9 protein-coding genes are annotated in these 23,936 nt (G+C 35.7%); 7 read left to right on the top strand and 2 right to left on the bottom strand.

Features of this window, described 5'->3' with window-relative positions:
- Positions 1-1,353: MiiA motif-containing surface protein (locus O3884_RS07460; protein ID WP_371452677.1), on the top strand; the 1,353-nt coding region annotated here is incomplete at its 5' end.
- Between the two features lie 440 nt (positions 1,354-1,793).
- Here the strand turns inward: O3884_RS07460 and O3884_RS07455 are convergent.
- Together O3884_RS07455 and O3884_RS07450 are read right to left on the bottom strand one after the other, a co-directional pair.
- Complete coding sequence (locus O3884_RS07455; protein WP_371452676.1) at positions 1,794-2,318, bottom strand: sigma-70 RNA polymerase sigma factor region 4 domain-containing protein; 525 nt, start codon at positions 2,316-2,318, stop codon at positions 1,794-1,796.
- A gap of 211 nt (positions 2,319-2,529) precedes the next feature.
- Positions 2,530-2,961: a sigma-70 RNA polymerase sigma factor region 4 domain-containing protein gene (locus tag O3884_RS07450; protein WP_371452675.1), complete on the bottom strand. Its 432-nt coding sequence runs from the start codon at positions 2,959-2,961 to the stop codon at positions 2,530-2,532.
- A 730-nt stretch (positions 2,962-3,691) separates the two neighbouring features.
- On the opposite strand from O3884_RS07450, the gene O3884_RS07445 reads away from it, so the two are divergent.
- The 6 genes from O3884_RS07445 to O3884_RS07420 form a co-directional block, all read left to right on the top strand.
- On the top strand, positions 3,692-12,619 hold the full coding sequence (locus O3884_RS07445; protein ID WP_371452674.1) for a GEVED domain-containing protein: 8,928 nt from the start codon (positions 3,692-3,694) through the stop codon (positions 12,617-12,619).
- A 227-nt stretch (positions 12,620-12,846) separates the two neighbouring features.
- Positions 12,847-14,175, top strand: a complete 1,329-nt coding sequence (locus tag O3884_RS07440) for a glycosyltransferase (protein ID WP_371452673.1) — start codon at positions 12,847-12,849, stop codon at positions 14,173-14,175.
- Positions 14,176-14,298: 123 nt separating this feature from the next.
- The gene (locus tag O3884_RS07435; protein WP_371452672.1) at positions 14,299-15,177 is read left to right on the top strand and encodes a glycosyltransferase family 52; all 879 of its coding nucleotides are present in this window, start codon (positions 14,299-14,301) and stop codon (positions 15,175-15,177) included.
- Positions 15,178-15,550: 373 nt separating this feature from the next.
- Positions 15,551-21,853 (top strand): MucBP domain-containing protein, encoded by a 6,303-nt coding sequence (locus O3884_RS07430; RefSeq protein ID WP_371452671.1) that lies wholly within the window; start codon positions 15,551-15,553, stop codon positions 21,851-21,853.
- Positions 21,854-22,365: 512 nt separating this feature from the next.
- The gene (locus tag O3884_RS07425) at positions 22,366-23,046 is read left to right on the top strand and encodes a hypothetical protein (protein WP_371452670.1); all 681 of its coding nucleotides are present in this window, start codon (positions 22,366-22,368) and stop codon (positions 23,044-23,046) included.
- A 476-nt stretch (positions 23,047-23,522) separates the two neighbouring features.
- The coding region (locus O3884_RS07420) for a hypothetical protein (RefSeq protein ID WP_371452669.1) at positions 23,523-23,936 on the top strand (414 nt) is incomplete at its 3' end.

Raw genomic sequence — 23,936 nt, 5'->3', positions numbered from 1 at the left:
ACAGCGGTAATTCCAGCAACAGACTTAGTAAAATCAGCAGAAGACGCAACTAAACCAAATGCAGGAAATGACATCGTTAAGCCAGCGGATAAAACACTAGTAGCAGATCCAGCTAAACTTACAGACGCTGAGAAGAAAGCAATCGAAGATAAAGTTAAAGCAGTTAACCCGGGAGCAACTGTAGTAGTTGACGACAAAGGAAACGCGACAGTAACAACACCAGAAGGAAAAACAGCGGTAATTCCAGCAACAGATTTAGTTAAGTCAGAAGCAGATTTAGGAAAAGAAAATGCAGGAAATGATGTCAATACACCAACTGCAAGAACAGCTGTAGCGAACAAAGATGCTCTAACAGATGCAGAAAAAGAAGCAGTTAAGAAAGCAGTAGAAGCAGTGAATCCAGGAGCAACTGTAGTAGTTGATGATAAAGGAAATGCGACAGTAACGACTAAAGATGGAAAAGTTGCGGTAATTCCAGCATCTAAACTAGTAATTCCAGCGGATAAAGTAACTGATACAGCTGCACAAAGTGGAATTAACACACCAGCAACAAGAACATTAGTAGCGAACAAAGACAGCTTAACACCAGAAGAAATCGCTAAGATCAAAGCAGCGATAGAAGCAGTAAATCCAGGAGCAATCGTAGTAGTAGATGCGAAAGGAAATGCAACGGTAACTACTAAAGACGGTGTAACAGCGACAATCTCAGCAGAACAATTAGTAAAAGATGCAAAAGATGTGGCAGCTAAAAACAATGGCGAAAATATCAACCTTGACTTTGAAAAACAAGATGTGGCAGATTTAGACAACTTAACAGATGCAGATAAAGCAGGAGCTAAAGAGAAAATTAAAGCAGCAAATCCAAACGTAGCCGAAGTTATCTTCGATGCGAAAGGAAATGCGACTGTAATCCTTAAAGACGGAAAATCTTACACAATCTTAGCTAAAGATATCTTCAAAAAAGAAGAAGCACAAGTACCATCAGTAAATACATTACCAGAAATCAACTTCCCTGAAAAAGTTCAAGTAGGAGACTTAACGAACTTGACGGATGAAGAAAAAGAAGCTGTTAAACAAGCATTAATCAAAGCAAATCCAGAACTAAAAGAAGCTAAGATTACAGTTTCAGTAACTGGAGAAACAACAATTGTATATCCAGATGGAAGAGTAGTAGTAATCCCAGCGGAAAAATTAGTAGTAGCTAAAGCTTCTAATAATACATCAAATTCTAAACTAGGACAACGCCTAGCAAACACAGGTGCAACTGAAACTAATACTGGTTTAGCAGGATTAGGAATGGCGATCCTAGGAGGATTACTAGCAATTAAACGTCGCAAAAATGACGAAAAATAATTTAAAATAGAATATTTTAAAGGTAAAACAGTATATTTATTGAATGAGTAAATCTCATATCGAAATTTAGTATATCCCCTTTTATAATAAATGAAGACATCCTCGATAATTTTCGAGGGTGTCTTTTTTATACTTTATTGATTAATCTGAATTACTTTTTGATATTTTTTTTTATTTTATCAGTCAGATTAGACAACTTTCTTAAATACCTTTCTATACTTTATTCAGCGAGGTTGATTTATTTTTGAGTATATCTTTTTATTCCCAAAATTGATTTTCTGATATGACTGCGCCATCCCCATCTAAAAAATCGCGGTGCAATAGCTTTCATACATGCCTACAGATAAACAAAAAAACTGACAGGATGAAGTCAGTTTAGTATTTATTTTGATAGGAGTTATATATATTAGATATTCATATAGAGAGTGGTTAATAATATTCTATTTAGTTAGTAAGAATTCCTCACAAACTCCCTTTACACGTTTGTGGATTCTATATGCCGTGGCTAATGAGATATTCATCGCTTTTGCGGTTTGTTTCATATTCAAAGTTTTTATAAATTCGCAGAAAAATTTCAATTCTTGCTCTTCTAGTGTATCCTTTAAATATTCTAACAACTGTATATATACTAGTGAATAATTATCATCCGTAGCATCTAATTTGTTATTGTCAAAAATATCTAAAGGTACACTCTTATCTTTATTTCTATAGCGGATTTCATCGATTAATTTTCTCTTAATGGTAGTGAAAGCGAATCGGTCAAAGTCTTTTTCTTCAATTCTTCCTTCGTTAAGGATTAAGAAACTGACCAATAAACCTTCAAGTCCATAATTGTAAAATTCATGATGAAGTTTTCTAGGTATGTTAACCTTATAAAGCGCCATAGTAATTAAATCTTTTTTAACTTCAAGCAATTCGTAAAAAGATTCTGTCTCCCTATCATTTAAGTATAGATTTTTATTCATAAGTGACTCCTCCTATATACCACTCTCTATACAAATATCTTCTTAATAAAGACAATTATGTAGAAATAGAAGTAACGTAGGAAATAATTATATTGTGAAATATAAATGAATTTACCCCCTTACGAAAAAAGTCCCCTTCACTATATATAGTGTGTTTTTTTGCTATTTGTAACAAAAATTATGTAAAAGTTCACACAATGTTCATATTGTACTAATTTTCTACGATAATATTATCCTTATATTTTTCTAGTAATACAGCAAGTTTTTTAAAAAGTCTATCACGATGTCGACAGATAGTCATAGGACTGCAGTGTTTACTATCCGCGATACTACGTATAGACCTATCATTTATAAATAAATCAACCAGAAGAAGTTGATCTTCAGTAGGTAAAGTAGCTAGAGCATCATATAATGCTCTATAAATATCATTAGTAATTACTATCTCATCTGTTAATGGAGAGGTGTCCCTAATTAGATTTTCCCCGTCACTATCTTCTGTATCGAATGCATATATGAAAAATAGATTATACTTCCTATCTTTTGCTTTCGCACGTCTAACCTTGTAGCTCATGTAGCAAATAGCTGAATATATTTTGTCTGATACCTCTATTTCCTGATTGTTATTGATTTTGTACATTTTCATATTGTTTCTCTCCTTTGAAATTAAATAATGTAAGGGGGTTTTTAGGGAGTAATGATTATAACAGATTTACAGATAAATAGTAAATGATAACCTAAAGTAATTTTAGAGATTTTTAGAATCGCTAAAATAAAATATGTGAATAATTAATAAAGTTTAATGGAAAGTCTATGAGAAAGATAATAGTGAAATATTTTGTAAATGTTCTCTAGTTTAAGAATTATATAAACGTCTACAAAAATAGACAGAAATACAGGGGGGTATAGGGTTTTACAAAGTTAGAAAAATTGTTTTTAGTATTACTTACAATATAATGATTCTCAGCATATTGTAAGTAAAGTAAAATTACTGAAAAAGGCTATTAAATAATGTTTTTGTATAATTAAAATAGATATAATTGTTATTAAAATAAATTAAAGTTAATAAAAATAACATTTTTTAAAATTTTTTGAGAATTTATGAGTCATTTTTATGGACAAACAAATTTAATTTAGGTAAAATTACGTTAAGAGTCCGTATGGATTTCTCATCATAAGTTTACTAATAACGACAAAAAGATGTAGAATAGCAAAAAATGAATATAAAATCGGGGAGATACATTAAGAGGTAAAGTTATTTGTCTTGATATCGAAACAACCAAAAAGAAATACCCGAAAAGTTATATTTCTTTAGGTACAATTAAGATTAAATATTCATTAAAAAGCTGTTCAAGAAAAAAATTAAGGAGGAATATATGGTAAGTAAAAATAACCAATATTTAAAAGATACCAAACAAGGTACAAAAGTAGAATCATATTCTATTAAAAAATTCAAAGTCGGAACAGCATCAGTAGTAATCGGTGCTAGTATATTCTTAGGTGCTGGGGCAGTAGCTCAAGCCAGTGAAGATGTATCGAACAATACAACTGTAGACAATGCAACAAACTCAGGTGAAAAGTTAAAAGAAGAACCTAAAGTAGCTGTAAAACCGGTTGTAGAAACTACTAAAGAAAGTGTTGCTTCAGCAGTAGCAGAAAAAGTAGGAGCAGAAGCACCGAAAACTGAAGCTACACCAAAAGCAGAAGTAGCAAAAGAAGAAGCCCCTAAAGTAGCAACTGCTAAAAAAGAAATCTTAAAAGCAAGTATTGCAACATTAGAAGAAAAATTAAAATCAGCTCAAGATGCTGACAAAGCAGCTGTAGCAGCAGCGAAAGAAGCATTAGCAGCAGCTAAAGCAGTATTAGCTAACGAAGCAGCTACTCAAGCTGAAGTAGACGCACAAGCACAAGCAGTGCAAGCTTTAAGCCAAGTAGTAACAGAAGCTAAAACTCAAGCTTTCGACAAAAAATTAGAAGAGAAAAAAGAAGCTGAACAAAAAGCTAAAGAAGCAAAAGCTACAAAAGAAGAAAAAGAATTAGCAGCAGCTAAAAAAGAATTAACACAAGTAGCTTCAGAAGCAGAAGTAACTAGCACACTTGCTAAAACTGAATTAGCTAAAAAAGACTTAAAAGTAGAAGCAAAACCAGCAGTACAAGCTGCAGTAGTGAAAAACGAAAAAGCTTTAAAACTTGCTAAAGAATTACTAGGTAACGACAAAGCTACTAAAGAACAAATCGCTAAAAGTTTAGCAGAATTAAGCAACTCTATTAAAGCAGTTTACACAGAGTTAGAGAACGCTGGAGCAAAACGTAATGGTAAATTCGAAGCAGTATTAGCAGAAGCAACAACAACTCTTAAAGATGCAAGTACTGAAACAGGTAAAAAATGGTTAGAAGATCATGGTTATTCTTCATTATCAGATATCAAAGTAAAAACTAAAGAAGATAATCTAAAAGAAATCAAAGATTTAAATGACCAAATCCAATGGTTAGACTTTGCAGATACAAATGCTTGGACAAATCTAACTGCATCTAACCAACTTCAAATAGGTTCAACTTATAAGAAAGAATTAATTCCAGGTTATATCGTTACAATGACGGTTAAAGAATTAAAACCATTTGAATCAACTGAGACATTCAAAAACCGTGTAGCAGGAACGGACTTAGAAAATACTTATCAACCAGATAAAGAAAATAAATTTAACCCAGAACAAGGTGCAACAGGATTAGGAGCAAATCCTCAAAACGGATATACACACGTTAATAATGCTGGCTTATCAACTGGGTCATCTAAAACAACGATTGCAGGAACGAACCCTGCAGGTCAACCTAAAAACGGTCAAGCAGCCGGGGTTAAATTCGATGTAACAGCGACCTATAACGGTAAACCTGTAAAACCTGGTATTGTTATGACATCTGGGGAAGATATCGGACCACTTGAGTCTGAAATTTATACGACTAATGGTACTCCGTGGGATTTAGCAGCGATTGTTGGATATAAAACAAATAAAAATGCTTATGTTCCACTTGATCAGTTTAAAGACCTTAATGGTGGTAAAACTGCAATCCTTAAATGGCAAGATGAAAAATTTGTTAATGCCTTAAACGGTGGGAAATTTGCAACTCCTGATGCTGCTACTGCAGGTCTAGGTTCTCAAGTATTCGGTGGATATCGTAACAATGGTGGAGCGGGAACCCCAGTACTATCTACAGCAAACGTAACTGAAGTAGGATTATACATCATGTCATCTGGACAACAATCTTCTATGATTGGTATCAAATTCTCTGACTTTGGAGATCTTCCAGAATCATACGGTTTAGCTGAACACTACTTAAGAACAGAAACTGTAGACTACTTAACTAAACAAAAGAAACAAATTCAACAACCATACTTAGGTAAAGTAAAAGCGGATATCGACTCTGCACCAGGTACTCATGTACGTGGAATAGGTTCTGATGATGCTACAGAAACTGGAGATGAAGGTGTAGATCAACTTATTGCTCCAGAAAATGTACATATTAATAAAGATACAGGACGTCCAGAAGTCCAATTAGTTAGAGGTCCGGACAACACTTATAAAGTTAAAGTTCGAGCTTCAGCTAATGGTAATGACAACTATACAGATACAGTTGCACCAGCTTATGTTCGTGGATTTATTGATTTCAACGGAAACGGTAAATTTGATAAAGGTGAAGAATCTAATATTGCTACAGTAACAGGAAATGATCAAACAGTAGAATTAACATTTACAAACACTCAAGTAGTTGATACTACTAAAGATGTAGTAAACTTCCGTGTTCGTATCGCAAAAGATGAATCTCAGGTAGAAAAACCAAATGGAATAGCTTACTCAGGGGAAGTAGAAGATAACCAAATCCAAGTAATTCATCCACCTCGTGGAGATAAAGAAGAAACTACTGGGAAACAAGGTGAAACTCAATCAGTTGGTATCGAGTTCAGAACAAGACCATTAGGTGACGATGCATCTGACCTAGGTTCTAACAACGGAAAAACTACATTCAACTCATACGGTAAAATTCAGTATACTGAACAAAGTAACGTAATCAGTGCTGAAACTACTAAAAAAGTTCAAACTGAAGGAGTAATGATTGTTAACCCAGATGGAACATTAACAAAAACTTACACTAAAGCAGGTCAAGGTACATACACTGTAACAGACGATAAGGTTACATTTACTCCAGAAGCTAATTTCGTAGGTAAAGCTGATGGTATCGTACTACGTGCTGTAGACTCAAATGGTCAATCTACTGGATGGACTGCATTAACAGCTCAAAACCAACTTGAAAACATCAATGATGGTACGCATACAACTACTACAAAAACTATGGATGCTGTATACATTCCAACAGTAACTCCAAAAGAAATCACTGCAGATCCAGAAACATCAACAGATGTACAAGGTAAAGAACAGAAGAAAACTCCAACATTCAAAACAGAAGGTGATTCAGCTACACCAGTAACACCAAATGCACAGTACCCAGCTAAATTAGTAGATCCAAAAACTGGAGCTAAAGTTGACTCTGTAACTGTAGATGGAGAAGGAACTTACACAATCAACCCAACAACAGGTGAAGTAACATTCCAACCACTTCCAACATTCAAAGGAACTGCAACAGGTGTTGACGTAACATTAACAGCACCAGTAGGTCAAGATAAAGATGGTCAACCTGTAACAGCGACAGCTACTACAAAATATACTCCAACAGTAACTGCTGTAGAACCAACAGCTAAACCAGCAGACTCTGCAGGAGTACAAGGTGAGACTCAAAAAGGAACTCCTACATTCACAGCAGGAAATGCAGAAGTGCCAATTAAAGAAAACTCTGTAAAACTATTAAATCCAGATGGAACAGAAGCAACTGGACCAGTAGATGCTTTAGATGAAAAAGGTAATAAAGTAGGGGAATACACAGTAAACCCAGCTACAGGTGAAGTAACATTCACACCAACTGATAAAACTTACACTGGTAAAGTAACACCAGCTAAAGTTCAAGCAGAAGATAAAAACGGAACTAAAGTAAACACTACTTACACTCCACACATCGTAGGTGTAACACCAACAGCGACACCAGCGGAATCTTCAGGTATCCAAGGACAACCACAAGATGGAACTGTATCATTTGCACCTGGTGAAACAACAGTAGAAGGTGTTAAAAAATCAGTACCAATCAAAGCTAATTCAGCTAAATTACTAAATGCGGATGGAACAGAAGCAACTGGATCAGTAGACGCTTTAGATCCAGAAGGAAACAAAGTAGGGGAATACACAATTGACCCAGCTACTAACAAAGTAACATTCACACCAACTAACAAAGAATACACAGGAAAAGTACAACCAGCTAAAGTACAAGCAGAAGACGAAAACGGAACTAAAGTAAACACAACTTACACTCCAACTATCGTAGGTGTAACACCAACTGCAGACCCAGCTGAAACAACAGACGTACAAGGTGTTGAACAATCTAAAGAAGTAACATTCAAACCTGGTAAAGCAACTGTTAACGGTGTTGAAAAAGAAGTGCCAATCGACACTACTTCATACAAATTATTAGATGAAAATGGACAACCAGCAGAATCAGTACCAGCTAAAAACCCAGCAGGAGATGTTATCGGTACATATACACTTAAAGTTGTAGACGGTAAAGCAACTGCGGTATTTACACCAACTGATAAAACATATGCAGGAGAAGTTGAACCAGTTACAATCCAAGCTAAAGACACAAACGGAACTCCAGTAACTACAACTTACACTCCAAACATCACACCAGTAGAACCAACAGGAAAACCAACAACAACTGAAGGTGCTCAAGGACAACCTCAAGAAGGAACTCCAACATTCACACCAGGTGATGCTAAAGTTCCTATGAAGATTGATGCTGAACAACCAGCTAAATTAATCGATCCAACTACTGGACAACCAACTGATGCAACAACAATTCCAGCGAAAGACGCTAACGGAAAAGAAGTTGGTACATACACAATCGATCCAACAACAGGTAAAGTAACATTCACACCAAATAAAGACTTTACAGGTACTCCAGTACCAGCAACAGTTCAAGCGAAAGATGCGAATGGAACTCCAACAACTGCAACTTACACACCGACTGTTAAACCAGTAACACCAAAAGGTGTAGATACATTTACAAAAGATATTCAAGGAGCAGAACAAAAAGGAACTCCTGAATTCAAACCTGGTAAAACAACAATCGATGGAAAAGAAGTAGAAGTTCCTATCGATCCTAAAGAACCAGCTAAACTAATCGATCCAAAAACTGGTCAACCAGTAGATTCAGTAACAATTGATGGAGAAGGAACTTACACAGTTAATCCTGAAACTGGAGAAGTGACATTCACTCCAGATAAACAATTCACAGGTAAAGGTACTCCGATAAAAGTTCAACGTAAAGATACAAACGGAACACCTGTAACAGCTGACTACACAGCGGTAGTAGTACCTGCTGACCCAGAAGGAGATGATGTAACAACTGCGGATATTCAAGGTGCAGAACAAAGTGGAACACCGAAATTCCATGGTGGTAAAGCAAATATTGATGGTGTGGAAAAAGAAGTACCTATCGATGAAAATGTACCTGCTAAACTAATTGATCCAACTACAGGACAAGAAGTTACTGAAGTTGTAACAGATGAAGGAACATACAGAGTAGATCCAGATGGAACAGTTCACTTTAAACCAAAACCAGATTTCGTAGGAAAAGCTAAAGGTGTAACTGTAAAACGTGTTGATACAAATGGAACACCAGCAACTGGTACATTTACACCAACAGTGGTTGGAACTTCTCCAAAAGCAGAACCAGCTAACTCTAGTGACATTCAAGGTCAAACACAAGAACAACCAGTTAAATTCACAGGTGGATCAGCGGTTGTTAAAGATCCTGTAACAGGAGCTAAAACAGAAAAATCTGTAGATATCGATCCAGATACTTACACATTATTAGGTGAAGATGGACAACCAGCACCAGAAGTACCAGCTAAAGATCCAAAAGGAAATGTAATTGGTAAATACACTCTTAAAATAGAAGATGGTAAAGATCCAGTTGCAGTATTCACTCCAACAGATAAAACTTACGCAGGTCCAGTTCAACCAGTAACAGTTCAAGCGAAAGATAAAAACGGAACAGCTGTAAAAACAACTTATACTCCGAATATCACGCCTGTTAAACCAACTGCTAAAGGGGTAACTTCTGAAGGTGCACAAGGTCAAGAGCAAAGTGGAACTCCAACATTTACTGAAGGACACGAAAAAGCTCCAATCGATCCAACAGTACCAGCTAAATTAATCGATCCAGAAACTGGCGAACCAACTGATGAAACTTCAGTAGAAGTACCAGGAGAAGGAACTTACACAATCAACCCAGAAACTGGTGAAGTAACATTCAAACCAGAACCAAACTTCACAGGTAAAGCACAAGGAGTTGAAGTTCAACGTAAAGATACAAACGGAACTCCAGCTACAGCTAAATACATACCAACAGTTAAACCAGTTACTCCTACATCAGATGACGTAGTATCTGAAGATGTTCAAGGTGCTAAACAAACTGGAACTCCAGTATTCACAGCAGGTAAAACAACAGTTAACGGTAAAGAAGTAACTGTAGAAATCGACGAAACAGTTAAACCAACATTCGACGATGGATCAACTACTAAAGAAGTACCAGGAGAAGGAACTTACACTATCGATGAAAATGGTGTAGTAACATTCAAACCAGAACCACAATTCACTGGTAAAGCTAGCGGTGTAACAGTTAAACGTGTTGACAAAAACGGAACAGAAGTAACAGCTAAATACACACCAACAGTTAAACCAGTAACACCAACTGCAGAAGGTGTAACTACAACTGATGTACAAGGTGCTAAACAAACTGGAACTCCAGTATTCACACCAGGAAAAACAACAGTTAACGGTGTAGAAAAAACTGTAGAACTTGATGATACTAAACCAGCTACATTCGAAGATGGTTCAACTACGAAAGAAGTACCAGGAGAAGGAACGTACACAGTTGCTCCAGATGGAACTGTAACATTCACTCCAGAAAAAGAGTTCACAGGTCAAGCTAAAGGTGTAACAGTTAAACGTGTTGACAAAAACGGAACACCAGTAACAGCTAAGTACACTCCAGTAGTATTACCAGTAACGCCAACAGGTAAAGATGTAACATCAATTGGTGAAAAAGGACAACCTCAATCAGAAACTCCAGTATTCACACCAGGAACTACTAAAGTAAACGGTAAAACTGTAACAGTACCAATCGATGAAACAGTAGCTCCAACATTCGAAGATGGAACAACTACGAAAGAAGTACCAGGAGAAGGAACTTACACAATCGATAAGAACGGTAAAGTAACATTCACTCCAGAACCAAACTTCGTAGGAACAGCTAAAGGTGTAACAGTTAAACGTGTTGACGAAAACGGAACACCAGTAACAGCTAAATACACACCAACAGTATTAGGTAAAACATCTACAGAAAACGTAGTATCTGAAGGTGCTAAGAACCAACCTCAATCTAATACTCCAGTATTCAAAGGTGATGTGGACACTACAGTAGCTCCAACATTCGCTGACGGAACAACTGAGAAGAAAGTACCAGGAGAAGGAACTTACACAATCGATAAAGATGGTAAAGTAACATTCACTCCAGAAAAAGACTTCGTAGGAACAGCTACACCAGTAGAAGTTGTACGTAAAGATAAGAACGGTAAGACAATCAAAGCTTCTTACACACCAACAGTTCGTCCTGACACAGTATTTGTTGATAAGAATGGTAAAGAGTTAGTTCCATCTAAAGATGGTAAGAACCCATCAGAAACTATTCCAGGATACAAACTTGTTAAGACTGAAACTGATGAAAAAGGTAACACTAAACACATCTACGAACCAGTAACAACTAAACATGTAGATAGAAACGGTAACCCAATCCCAGGAACAACAACAGAAGAAGGAACAAAAGATCCTAAGAACATTCCAGGATACAAAGTAGTAGAAACTAAGAAACTTCCAAATGGTGATACAGAATATGTATACGAAAAAGTAACTACAAGATACGTAGATAAAGCTGGTCACCCAATTCCAGGAACTGAAATTGAAGAAGGAACAAAAGATCCTAAGAACATTCCAGGTTACAAACTAGTAAGTACAACAACTACTTCAAAAGGAGATACAGTTCACACTTACGCTCCAGTTCAAACATTCTTCAAAGATAAAGATGGAAATGTAATCCCAGGAACAACAACTGAGGAAGGAACAACACCTAAGAAAGATATCCCAGGATACAGATTCGTAACAACTAAGACTCTTCCAAATGGAGATACAGAACACGTATACGAAAAAGTAAACACAGTGTTCAAAGATAAAGACGGAAATGTAATCCCAGGAACAACAACAGAAGTAGGTGAACAACCTAAGAAAGATATTCCAGGATACAAATTTGTAACAACTAACAAACTTCCAAACGGAGACATCGAACACGTATACGAAAAAGTAACAACTCCATCAGTTGAAAAACCAAAAGGACTAATCAGAGATACAGAAGGAAACGTAATCCCAGGATTTGAATACGACATGTTATCACCAGTTCTAGATATTCCAGAATATCAATACGTTGAAACAGTAACAGATTCAGATGGAACAGTTAGACATATCTACAGAGCGGTTCAAACTATCCACAGAGATAAAGATGGAAACCCAATTCCAAATGTGCCTACAACAGAAAAAGGAACAAAAGAAAGAAGAAATATTCCAGGATATCGCTTAGTAGAAGGTAAGAAACTTCCAAACGGTGATACAGAATATATCTACGAAAAAGTAAAAGCAACTACAACATGGACAGATGAAAATGGAAACCCATTAAAACCATCTGCAAATGGAACAGTTGATGCAGGTTCAATCGAAGGATATGTATTTGATAGAACGGTAGTAGATGGAGAAGGAAATGTACGCCATATCTTCAAGAAAGCAACACGTATCCCAACTACAAACATCGTTACAACATGGACAGATGAGAATGGAAATCCATTAAAACCATCAGAAAATGGAACTAGCGTTGCTGGAACAGTTGAAGGATACGAGTTCGTAAGAACTGTAGTTGACGAAAATGGAAACATCCGTCACATCTTCAGAAAAGTAACTGCAACTACTCCTAAAGCACAAGTTAAACGTTTAGCTAATACAGGTAGCGAAACATCTAACACAGCGGCAGCAGGATTTGGTGTATTACTTGCAGGAATTGTAGCAGCAATCAGAAAACGTAGAAAAGAAGACTAAGATTTAATCGGAAGTCTAAAATAAAGAATCACCCTCGATACATTTCGAGGGTGATTTTCTATAATTTAGAAACGATGAGAAAGTTCTTCCTCACATGCTATCCCACTTTTATTGCGGACTAATCCTATTTATGATAAAATTAATTGATTAAAATAGTATATAGAAAGATGATGAATCCGCAGAAAAATATTAGATCGAGTAAATTTTAGATAGAGAAAGGAAGTATTATGCCAAGAATAATAACTATGCACCCGGTTAGAGAAACGAATAGATACGGTTTTGAAACTACTCAATTATATAGAGCGAAGATAGCGAGAAACCTAAATGTAGACTATCTGCATCTAGCAAGTTCACCTCAAATTAGAGATAACTGGAAAGAAGATATTAAAAAACTAGGTTTTCTAGATGAGGAGATCGTGTGTGTGCCGTTCAGTTATTCTGATATTGCACATAAAGAACCTTCGATTCGTCCTGACGTTCTTGAATTAGAAGAAGGCGACGAACTTGTTCTGACGGAAGATGGTTTCGTCAGTTCTGTTACTCTAAGTGATGGTTCAGGTAAGTTTTATTTCACTGAAGCTCCGTTTCTTTTCGAAGATTATAAAGCTGGAGAGGTGCTTCTGTACAATAGTGATGGTAGTGTAGCCTTGAAAATGAAATACATGGATCCATTTAAACAACCGGTGCCAGTTCGTCTATTCTACCCAGGATATATCTTCCTTAAAGATGATGAAATTCTGGCAGAAGAGGATTTGCTTGTGAAATATCTTGCGGTTAATGCTAAGCAGGATGATCTTCTTATTCGTGATCAGCATATCGTCCCAGCGCCGAACCTATGCCGTTTTATGGAAAATACTGGGAAAAACTATTACGAAGTTATTCATGAAAATGTCCTTCGTAACTTGCAAGTTGCGAATCTTCGTGGGAAAACTAGTTACTTAGTCGCTAGTGAAAGACTTACTGAGGAACTTGCGAAACTTGACTACGATGTGAGATTTTTACCGCCTATGGTTACGGAGAATTTTGCTGAGGTGAAAAATATTGGTCCAGTCACTGATTACTGCCTTGTAGGAAATATGCAAGAGTTGAAAAATGTAGAACTTGTTATTAAAGTTTTTATACAATTATATAACCTTGGTTCTAAAGTAAAAGTTACATTTTACGGTGGAACTAAAGAACGCCTTGATGAGTTAAAATCTAAGTATGAACTTACTCCTAATATCAAATTTGTAGGAATTGTAGAAGAAGTTCCTTATGAAAAACATCAGTGTTATATTTCGGCGAGTTTTACTGAACTTTTTGCGAATGCTTTCGTGGAAGCGGCTAGTAAAGGTCTATTGGGACTATTATCTGATGTTGATTTTGCGCATAGATATTACGCTAGTCAGTCAGATGCAATAACATTATTCAGAAGTCAAATTGGACTAGTAGAAAAAATAATGCAGATGGAACAAGTCGACTTCCAAAAATCTAACAAAGGTAATATAAACCTAGCGAAAAAATATTCGCTAGAAAATGTAAGCAAGTATTACTTGGATTTAATGAATAAGAGTTAAGCAGGTTCAGCAATATAATTAAAGATAAGAAATAAGGGGCTGGCTCGACAAAATCAATTTCTGTGAAATCATGATTGTAGAGTCATGCCCTTAAATTTAGATAAAAAGTGAAAGGAGAACACTATGGAGAATTTAATAATCGCAACGACCTCGCTGCAGGCGAAGATAGCTAACTATATCGAAAAGCTATATTCAGAAGAAAAATTTGTGAAAGTGTATCTTATGCCAGTTATGAATGAAAGGCAACAACATTATTCTCGTGATTTTGATTTAGTATTTCATGGTACTGATGAAGGGACTTATGAACAAGTTCTTAATAAGTGCGCGAAAGAATACGATAAAATATTTTATGCGAGTTTTGATAATCCGTTGATACTAGATATAGTTGCTCGTTCAAAATATAAGCACTTGATGAGTTTTGATGACGGTTATGCGGATGTCTATCCAAGGGGAATGTACGCACTACCTTTGGATTACAGACAAGTAGGGAAATATGGTTTAACTCGCGATGATTTAATTAACAATACAGAAAAACATTACACGCTGTACGATAGTGATTTTCATGTTGTCGCAAAAGAGAAGTTGGTGTACCTGCAAGATTTCTTTAAGTTAGATATAGAACCAGTTAAAAATGGAAAAACAGCTAAGGTGCTTCTCGGTCAGAACTTTTCAGAAGAAGACGAGAGTATCTCGGTGAACTTTATTACGACTTATGCAAAAGCGTTGAATGTAGATTATTATGTCCCCCACCCAAAGGAAAAATTCAAAATAGATAATGTGAAATACCTAGTTACACCTTTAATATTCGAAGATGCTCTAGTAGAATTGTTTAAAGAATATGAGTTTGTCGAAGTATATCATTTCACATCATCTGTCAGCTTACACTTAAAAAACACTCAAAACGTAAGTGTAAAAGGAATCGCAGTGCAGTATTATAATGATAGACAAAATGAATTGCGTCGTCTTGGTTGTGACTTTATAACTGTAACTTTAGGTTGGTAGTTTGTATAGACAAATTTACATAATAGTAAATCTAAAATATCCAAAAAATATTAAAAAAATCACAATGAAAAGACTGAAAACTTAAATCCACTCGAAAGGGTGGATTTTTTACTGTAAACCTTTAAAGAATCGCAAATTTTAATTATTTCCGACTTGACATAAAGTTATGAAAATAATTGAAAATAAAAAAGTGAATGATATTCTATATTATTAACGTTCATCTAATACCAAAATAATTGCATTTAAGACTTTAAAGTGATAGAATGTATTTTGAGAATTTCTGAACTAACGTTAGTTATTTAAGTTTTGTTTAGGAAAAATCATGAAAGAAAATATTGTTAAGTTATAAAAAATAAAAAAGGAAGGTAAATTTATGTTAATAAATAAGAATGATAAATTCTCGATACGTAAGTTCAAAAACGGACGTTCTGATTCGGTTAAAATCGGAGCAATCGGTGTAATCGTTGGTACTGCGATCGCATTATCAGCTGGCGCTAACTCAGCAGAAGCTGCGATGACAGAAAACAGCGATAACACAACAACGATTTCGAACGACAAGGGTTCTGTAGTTGTAGATACAGCTAATATTGAGAACCCAGATGCAGGTAGGCAATTTTCAACTGATCCAACTGCAGAGGGAACAAATACAATTACTAAAACAGGAAAAGTAGATTACAAATATGTAACTGCTGAAGGTAATACTGTTCTAGAAGAAAATAAAAACCAAAATTCTGGTGCTGATAAAACTATTGAAACACCATACGATGTATACGGAAAATCAGGAGAAGTTTTCAAAGGAACAACAGGTGGAGATGCAGAGGATAGCGACCTAAATGACGCTAAAGAAAACGGTAAGAAAGCAACAATTGAAAAAGATGGGAAAACTTACCACCTAATCGGAGAACCTAAGGTTGAAACTACTGGAAATGGTGGAGGAGTGTACTCTGACACAACTCTAGGTGATGTAACTGCGAAACTTACTCCAGAAGGATTAAGTAATGCAGAAGGTAAAATCACTTATGATACTGTAAAAGCTGGTGGGAAAGCTTGGATTGTTGAGCAAACAGGAAAAGGAACATATGGTAAATATGTACAAGCTGATTCAGGTGCAATCACTTCTGATGCTAAGATGGTAGAAGCATTCAAAGCTGGTGAAGCTGTAGCAAAAGACTTCACTTCAGCTAACGTAACAGCTGATGGTGGAATCAAAGAAGGAGACTACGTTTTTGTCCTTGAGAAAAATACTTATGTAACAGCTAAAACTGAGAGTTTCGCTTTAACAGCAAGTATACAATTGACATCTAGTGATAATGTAGCAGATGATAAAGATGGAACTGGGGCTACTGTAAATAGAACATATGCAATGGTACAAAAATTTAAAGCGGCTCCAGATACTTTAACAGGAGTAACAAACAAAACTCTTGTAAAAGGATATCTTGCATATCTTCAAGAAAAAGGATTTGAAGATAACCTCCTTAATTTCAAACGATATATTTCTTTAGGAATAGGGGCAAAAGCTGGTGATCCTAACGCGATTATTGCTGATAAGGGAGATCAAGTTGATGATAAAGGAAGACCTACAACTGATATAACAGTAGATATATCAAGCGTTTCTGAATCAGAATCAAGTACTTTAGAAGATACTCCTGATTTTGTTCTTAAATTAAATAGTCCTTCGCCGGATGTTGAAGAGTATTCTTACCGTGATGAAATCACTCCTCTTCGTGCCTACCGTTTAGCAAGTGGTACTACAACAATCACTTACACTTATGCAGAAGAAAAAACTCGTGAAATCGAGAAAAAAGGTTCTGTAGTAGTGAACTACCAAACAGAAGACGGAACAGTATTAAAAGATCCTTACACTGATACTCCTGAAACAGTAGCTGAAGTAGTAACTGAGAAGTACTATGTTGATGCTGATGGACAAGAAGTAGTTGTAGAAGACAAAACGGTTAGAACACCTAAAAACGTAGCGTACAACACTAAAGAAAATGAAACTGAAAAACCACAAAAACTTACAGATGCAGCTGGAAATGTTTACTACCTAAACGAAGCAAACACTAAAACTGCTGTAAACGATCAAGAAACTACATCACCAGCTGAAACAGGTACAGTAGTAGAAGGTGTTACAAAAGTAACTTACATCTACGAAAAAGCTGGATCAGTAATCGTTAATTACAAAACTGAAGACGGAACAGCTCTTACAGGTACAGTAGTTGGTGACGAAAGCAAAACTGTAGAATCAGGTGCTAAAGATGTTGATAACGGTAAACCAGGAACAGCTTATAACACTGCAGATAATGGAATGAAACCAGAACGTATTAAAACTGCAGAAGGAAAAGTTTACCAATTAGTTCCAGAATCAACTGAAGGTGAAGAAGAAGGTGAAGTTGAATCAGGAACAACTAAAGAAGTAACATATGTTTATAAAGAAGTTAAAGGTAATGTTGTTGTTAAGTATGTAGATACTGAAGGTAACACACTTGCTGATGATGAACAAGATGAAACAGATGCTTCTCTAAATGTTAAATACGATACAACTGATCACAAAAAAGAATCTATCGAAAAAGACGGTGTTAAATATTACTTAACAGCTAAAGCACTTAAAGATGGTTCTAAAGAAACTGGAGACGTAGTTGAAGGTACTACTGAAGTAACTTACGTTTATGAAAAAGCTGGATCGGTAATAGTTAACTACCAAACAGAAGACGGAACTCCATTAGTAGGAACTGCAGATGGAGCAAACATTGAATCAGGTGCTAAAGACACAACAGACGCTAAAGCAGGAACTGACTACAACACTGCAGATAACGGAATGAAACCAACTCGTATCACAACTGCAGAAGGAAAAGTATACGAACTAGTACCAACAGCAACTAAAGGTGAAGAAACTGGTAAAGTTGTTGCTGGAGAAACTAAAGAAGTAACATATGTTTATAAAGAAGTAAAAGGTAACGTTGTTGTTAAGTATGAAGATACAGAAGGTAACGTAATCGCTGAAGATGAAAAAGACGAAACAGATGCTTCTCTAAACGTTAAATACGATACAGCAGACCACAAAAAAGATGAAATCACTAAAGATGGTGTTAAATACTACCTAACAGCTAAAGAGCTTAAAGACGGTTCTAAACCAGCTGCGGGAGATGTAGTAGAAGGAACAACTACAGTAACATACGTTTACGAAAAAGCAGGACAAGTAGTAGTTAACTACCAAACAGAAGATGGAACTCCATTAGTAGGTGTAGATGCAGCAGGTGCTAACGTAGCTTCAGGTGCTAAAGACACTGTAGATGGAAGACCGGGATCAGCATATGATACTTCTGACAATGGAATGAAACCAAACCGTATCACAACTGCAGAAGGAAAAGTATACGAACTAGTACCAGCATCAACTAAAGGTGATGAAACAGGTACAGTAGTAGCTGGACAAACTAAAGAAGTAACATACGTTTATAAAGAAGTTACTGGTGACGTAGTAGTTCACTATGTTGACACAGAAGGTAACACAATCGCATCTGACAAAGATGACCTTAAAGGTGCATCTCTAAGCGAAAAATATGACACTGCTGTTGATAATAAGCCAGAAAAAATCACTGCAGAAGACGGAACTGTTTACTACATTACAAAAGCTGGTCTTAAAGATGGTTCTAAACCAGAAACTGGAAATGTAGTAGAAGGTAAAACTGATGTAACTTACGTTTACGAAAAAGCTGGATCAGTAATCGTTAATTACCAAACAGAAGACGGAACTCCATTAGTAGGTACTGCAGATGGTAAAGATATTGCTTCAGGTGCTAAAGACACTGACAATGGAAAACCAGGTTCTGAGTACAATACTGCAGATAACGGAATGAAACCAACTCGTATCACAACTGCAGAAGGAAAAGTATACGAATTAGTACCAGCATCAACTAAAGGTGATGAAACAGGAACTGTAGAATCAGGTCAAACTAAAGAAGTAACATACGTTTATAAGGAAGTTAAAGGTAATGTTGTTGTTAAGTATGAAGATACTGAAGGTAACACACTTGCTGAAGACGAAAAAGACGAAACAGATGCTTCTCTAAACGTTAAATACGATACAGCAGACCACAAAAAAGCTGAAATCACTAAAGATGGTGTTAAATACTACCTAACAGCTAAAGAAATTAAAGATGATTCTAAACCAGCTACTGGAGATGTAGTGGAAGGTACAACTACAGTAACTTACGTTTATGAAAAAGCAGGACAAGTAGTAGTTAACTACCAAACAGAAGATGGAACTCCATTAGTAGGTGTAGATGCAGCAGGTGCTAACGTAGCTTCAGGTGCTAAAGACACTGTAGATGGAAAACCAGGATCAGACTACAACACTTCTGATAATGGAATGAAACCAACTCGTATCACAACTGCAGAAGGAAAAGTATACGAACTAGTACCAACAGCAACTAAAGGTGACGAAAATGGTAAAGTTGTTGCGGGAGAAACTAAAGAAGTAACATACGTTTATAAAGAAGTAACTGGTGATGTAGTAGTTCACTACGTTGATACAGAAGGTAACGTAATTGCTGACGATAAAGAAGATACTAAAGGTGCTTCTCTAAATGCTAAATACGATACAACTGACAACAAACCAGAAAAAATCGAAAAAGACGGAACTGTTTACTACTTAACAGAAAAAGCTCTTAAAGATGACTCTAAACCAGAAAACGGAGACGTAGTAGAAGGTAAAACTGAAGTAACTTACGTTTATGAAAAAGCAGGACAAGTAGTAGTTAACTACACTGATGAAAAAGGTAACACTATCCAAGTGAGAGCTGTTTCTACAAAAGACGGTAAACCAGGCGCAACGTACAACACTGCTGATAACGACACGAAACCAAACCGTATCACTACTCCAGAAGGAAAAGTATATGAATTAATCCCTCAATCAACTAAAGGTGATGAAACAGGTAAAGTTAAAGCTGGGGAAACTACAGAAGTAACTTACGTGTACAAAGAAATCACTGGTAATGTAGTAGTTCACTACGTTGACACAGAAGGAAACACATTAGCTGCAGATACTAAAGATGTAGAAAATGGATCACTAAGTGAGAAATATGACACAACTGACAACAAACCAGCTAAACTAGAAAAAGATGGACAAGTTTACTACTTAACAGCTAAAGAACTTAAAGAAGGTTCTAAACCAGAAAATGGTGCTGTTGTAGAAGGAACTACAGAAATCACTTATGTATACGAAAAAGCAGGACAAGTAGTAGTTCACTACGTAGACGAAGCTGGAAACACACTTCAAGCAGACGTTGTGGGTACTAAAGATGGTAAACCAGGTGCAGCGTACAATACTATGGATAAAGATGTGAAACCAACTCGCATCACTACTCCAGAAGGAAAAGTATACGAACTTGTACCAGCATCAACTAAAGGTAACGAAAACGGAAGTGTTGAAGCAGGTAAAACTACAGAAGTAACATATGTATACAAAGAAGTTAAAGGAAACGTAGTAGTTCACTACACTGATGAAGCGGGTAATACAATCGCAGAAGACGTTAAAGATACTGCTGACGCATCAGTAAGTTCAGCATATGACACAACTGATAACAAACCAGCTGTAATCACTACAAAAGATGGTAAGAAATATGCATTAGTCCCAACTGCAACTAAAGGTACTGAGAATGGTAAAGTAACAGAAGGAACAACAGAAGTTACTTACGTTTATAAAGAAGTAACTGGAGATGTAATAGTTCACTACGTTGACACAGAAGGTAACGTAATTGCTGATGATAAAGAAGATACTAAAGGTGCTTCTCTAAACGCTAAGTACGATACAACTGACAATAAACCAGCAACAATCGAAAAAGATGGTGTAGTTTACTACTTAACAGAAAAAGCTGTTAAAGATGATTCTAAACCTGAAACAGGAGACGTAGTAGAAGGTAAAACTGAAGTAACTTACGTTTACGAAAAAGCAGGACAAGTAGTAGTTCACTATGTAGACGAAGCAGGAAATACAATCCAAGCAGACGTTGTCGGTACTAAAGACGGTAAACCAGGTGCAGCGTACAACACTATGGAAAAAGATGTGAAACCAACTCGTATTACAACTCCAGAAGGAAGAGTATACGAATTAGTACCAACATCAACTAAAGGTAACGAAAATGGAAGTGTTGAAGCAGGTAAAACAACAGAAGTAACATATGTGTACAAAGAAATTAAAGGAAACGTAGTAGTTCGTTATGTAGATGAAGCGGGTAACACAATCGCAGAAGATGTTAAAGATACTACAGACGGATCTATAAATTCAGCATATGACACAACTGACAATAAACCAGCTACAATCACTACAAAAGATGGTAAGAAATACGTATTAGTACCAACTGCAACTAAAGGTGCTGAAACTGGTAAAGTAACAGAAGGAACAACAGAAGTTACTTACGTATACAAGGAAATTAAAGAAGAAAAACCAGGTCAAACTCCAGGAAACCCAGGAACTCCAAACACACCAGAAAAACCAATGGATCCAAATGCTCCAGCTAAACCAGAAGGGGAAAGAAGTCCAGTAGGCGTAGTTAAATCTCAATTCAAACGTCTAGCAAACACTGGTAACGAAACATCTAACACAGCGGCAGCAGGATTCGGTGTATTACTTGCAGGAATTGCAGCAGCAATCAGAAAACGTAAAAAAGAAGATAAATAGGATTAAAGTAGAGTAACTTTACGACTATTCATGAATCGAGGAATGAGAGAAATCTCATCCTCGATTTTTTATGTTATGAAGGCGTTCGGAAGAAAATCTGATTTCAGGGGTTTTCTCTGTGTTTTGTATTTGGGTGGAATAAGAGTGGAAAATTTAGTAGAATTACTTTGAGAATAAATAAAAATCCTACTAACATATTTATATTAAATAAATATTTTTTATTTCATTTTAGAGATAATAAAAAGAGTAGATAGTTGATATGTAAATTAAAGATTAATATCTTCTTGCGCTAATAATTATCACTATTTTAACTGTATTTTAAGTATATTTTAAGTTCAATCAAGAGTGCAGGTATTGGGTTGTTTTTCAACTGGATAAATTTTCGTAAAATAATAAAATTTCTTCGGAAAATGATTGACGTAAATTTTCATTTATGATATTATTAATTCCGGTAAAGATACGTAATTATATTAAGATATCAATTCCAATAAAATATACATTAAGGAGAAACTATGTTTAAAAAACTATTAAAAGCAGCATTACCAGCTTTATTCGTTTTCTCATTTGCTAATGTAAATGATGCAAAAGTAGAAGCTGCAAACAAAAAAATCAATGTGAGAGTTGATTACCTAGAAGAAGGAACTAATAAAAAATTAGCAGAAAGTGCAAAATTATCAGGAGACGAGAACGTATTTGCGACAATCTCTCTTCCTCAAAACTTAGCTAACGAATACAACATTTCAAAACGTGATTTTTCTAATGAAAGTAAAGGTCAAATCGCAGCTAACAAGATCTATGATCAAGAATTAGTATACCAAGTGTACTTCACTAAAAAGCCTGAGAGCCAAATTAGTAGACCATACACTCAAACTTACACTTACGTAACTACTCAAACACAAGCACACGTAGTAGCTACAACTCAAGTTCATAAACAACTAGTTGCTTCAGGTTCTGTAAGTCACTCTTCTACTACAAACCACACAGTAGTGACAAACCACAAACCTACAGTAGTAACTACACATAAACCAGCTCAAAGACCTACTGCAGTAGCACACAGACCAGTAGCTCAAAAACCAGCTGTTCAAAGACCAACAGCAGTTGCTCAAAAACCAGCAGCACACAGACCTGTTGTTCAACAAAACCACAAACCTGTAAGAAAAGCAGCTCCACAAGCAAAACGTCGTGGAAGATAGTATTTAAAGGTTAAAAATTATAGGCTTACAGCTAGGCTAGTTCGTTATTAAATCAATATGTAACGAAATTAGCCTTGTAACTAAAATTGTATACAGCCAATTAGGCTCACATTAATGTAGCTTACAAGCAAACTACATTGCAGTCACTAAATGGGAGTCCAATTTACTAGGCTCACAGCCAATTCCGGGGCACGAGTGAAATATTAATAAAACCTAAGTAGCATAGATATATGTCTCCTTACTAGACAGAGTAGTAAGGGATAGTATATTGCATTTTGTTGCTTAGGTTTTTTATATGGAATTGAGTAGCGTATCTATAATAATAAATCTGAAGCTGTGGAAAATGGAGATAAAAATTCATTCATATATCAATGGAGTCACCTGTAGATTTTTTCTTTAAGAGTAGCTAAATCTAAATAAATTGTTTCCCCTTTATGATATAATTTAGTTAATAATTGAAAAAAGAGGGGAAGTTTATGAAATCAATCAACAGAAAAATAGAAAAAACTTTAGCCTGGATAGCGAACATAATCTTAATTTCAGTGGTGATTTTAATGTACACAGGATTTTTCAAGAGGCAACTGGAAGCAATATTTTTAACTCCTGAATTTGTAAGATTTTTGCTTTCTAGTTTTGTAGATACTTTTTTTCTTTACACAAAAATTGACAGCTATAGTCTGATTGAATTTTTTATAAAAATTATTAAATTATCAGCCTTACTAATAGCACTTATAGCGTTATTAGCGACTTTCACGATGAAACATAGAATTTTTTCGGGTGTGTTATTTTTATTATTGGCTATTGCGATTGTTGGAATAACGTCAGGAGTTGCAGTGCCTGTTTACTTATTGTATTTTATTGTCGCCATCATGTTATTTGCTAGAAAAGGC

The organism is Gemella sp. 20925_1_85 (assembly GCF_041433735.1).
GTDB lineage: Bacteria > Bacillota > Bacilli > Staphylococcales > Gemellaceae > Gemella.
The sequence above is the reverse complement of the archived record's forward strand: the minus strand, read 5'-3'. Positions and strand labels throughout refer to the sequence as shown.

What these genes read in the sequence shown, in the direction of transcription:
- O3884_RS07450 (WP_371452675.1), bottom strand. Translation starts at nt 2,961, where the DNA reads ATGAAAATGTACAAAATCAATAACAATCAGGAAATAGAGGTATCAGAC.
- O3884_RS07445 (WP_371452674.1), top strand. Translation starts at nt 3,692, where the DNA reads ATGGTAAGTAAAAATAACCAATATTTAAAAGATACCAAACAAGGTACA.
- O3884_RS07425 (WP_371452670.1), top strand. Translation starts at nt 22,366, where the DNA reads ATGTTTAAAAAACTATTAAAAGCAGCATTACCAGCTTTATTCGTTTTC.
- O3884_RS07435 (WP_371452672.1), top strand. Translation starts at nt 14,299, where the DNA reads ATGGAGAATTTAATAATCGCAACGACCTCGCTGCAGGCGAAGATAGCT.
- O3884_RS07440 (WP_371452673.1), top strand. Translation starts at nt 12,847, where the DNA reads ATGCCAAGAATAATAACTATGCACCCGGTTAGAGAAACGAATAGATAC.
- O3884_RS07430 (WP_371452671.1), top strand. Translation starts at nt 15,551, where the DNA reads ATGTTAATAAATAAGAATGATAAATTCTCGATACGTAAGTTCAAAAAC.
- O3884_RS07455 (WP_371452676.1), bottom strand. Translation starts at nt 2,318, where the DNA reads ATGAATAAAAATCTATACTTAAATGATAGGGAGACAGAATCTTTTTAC.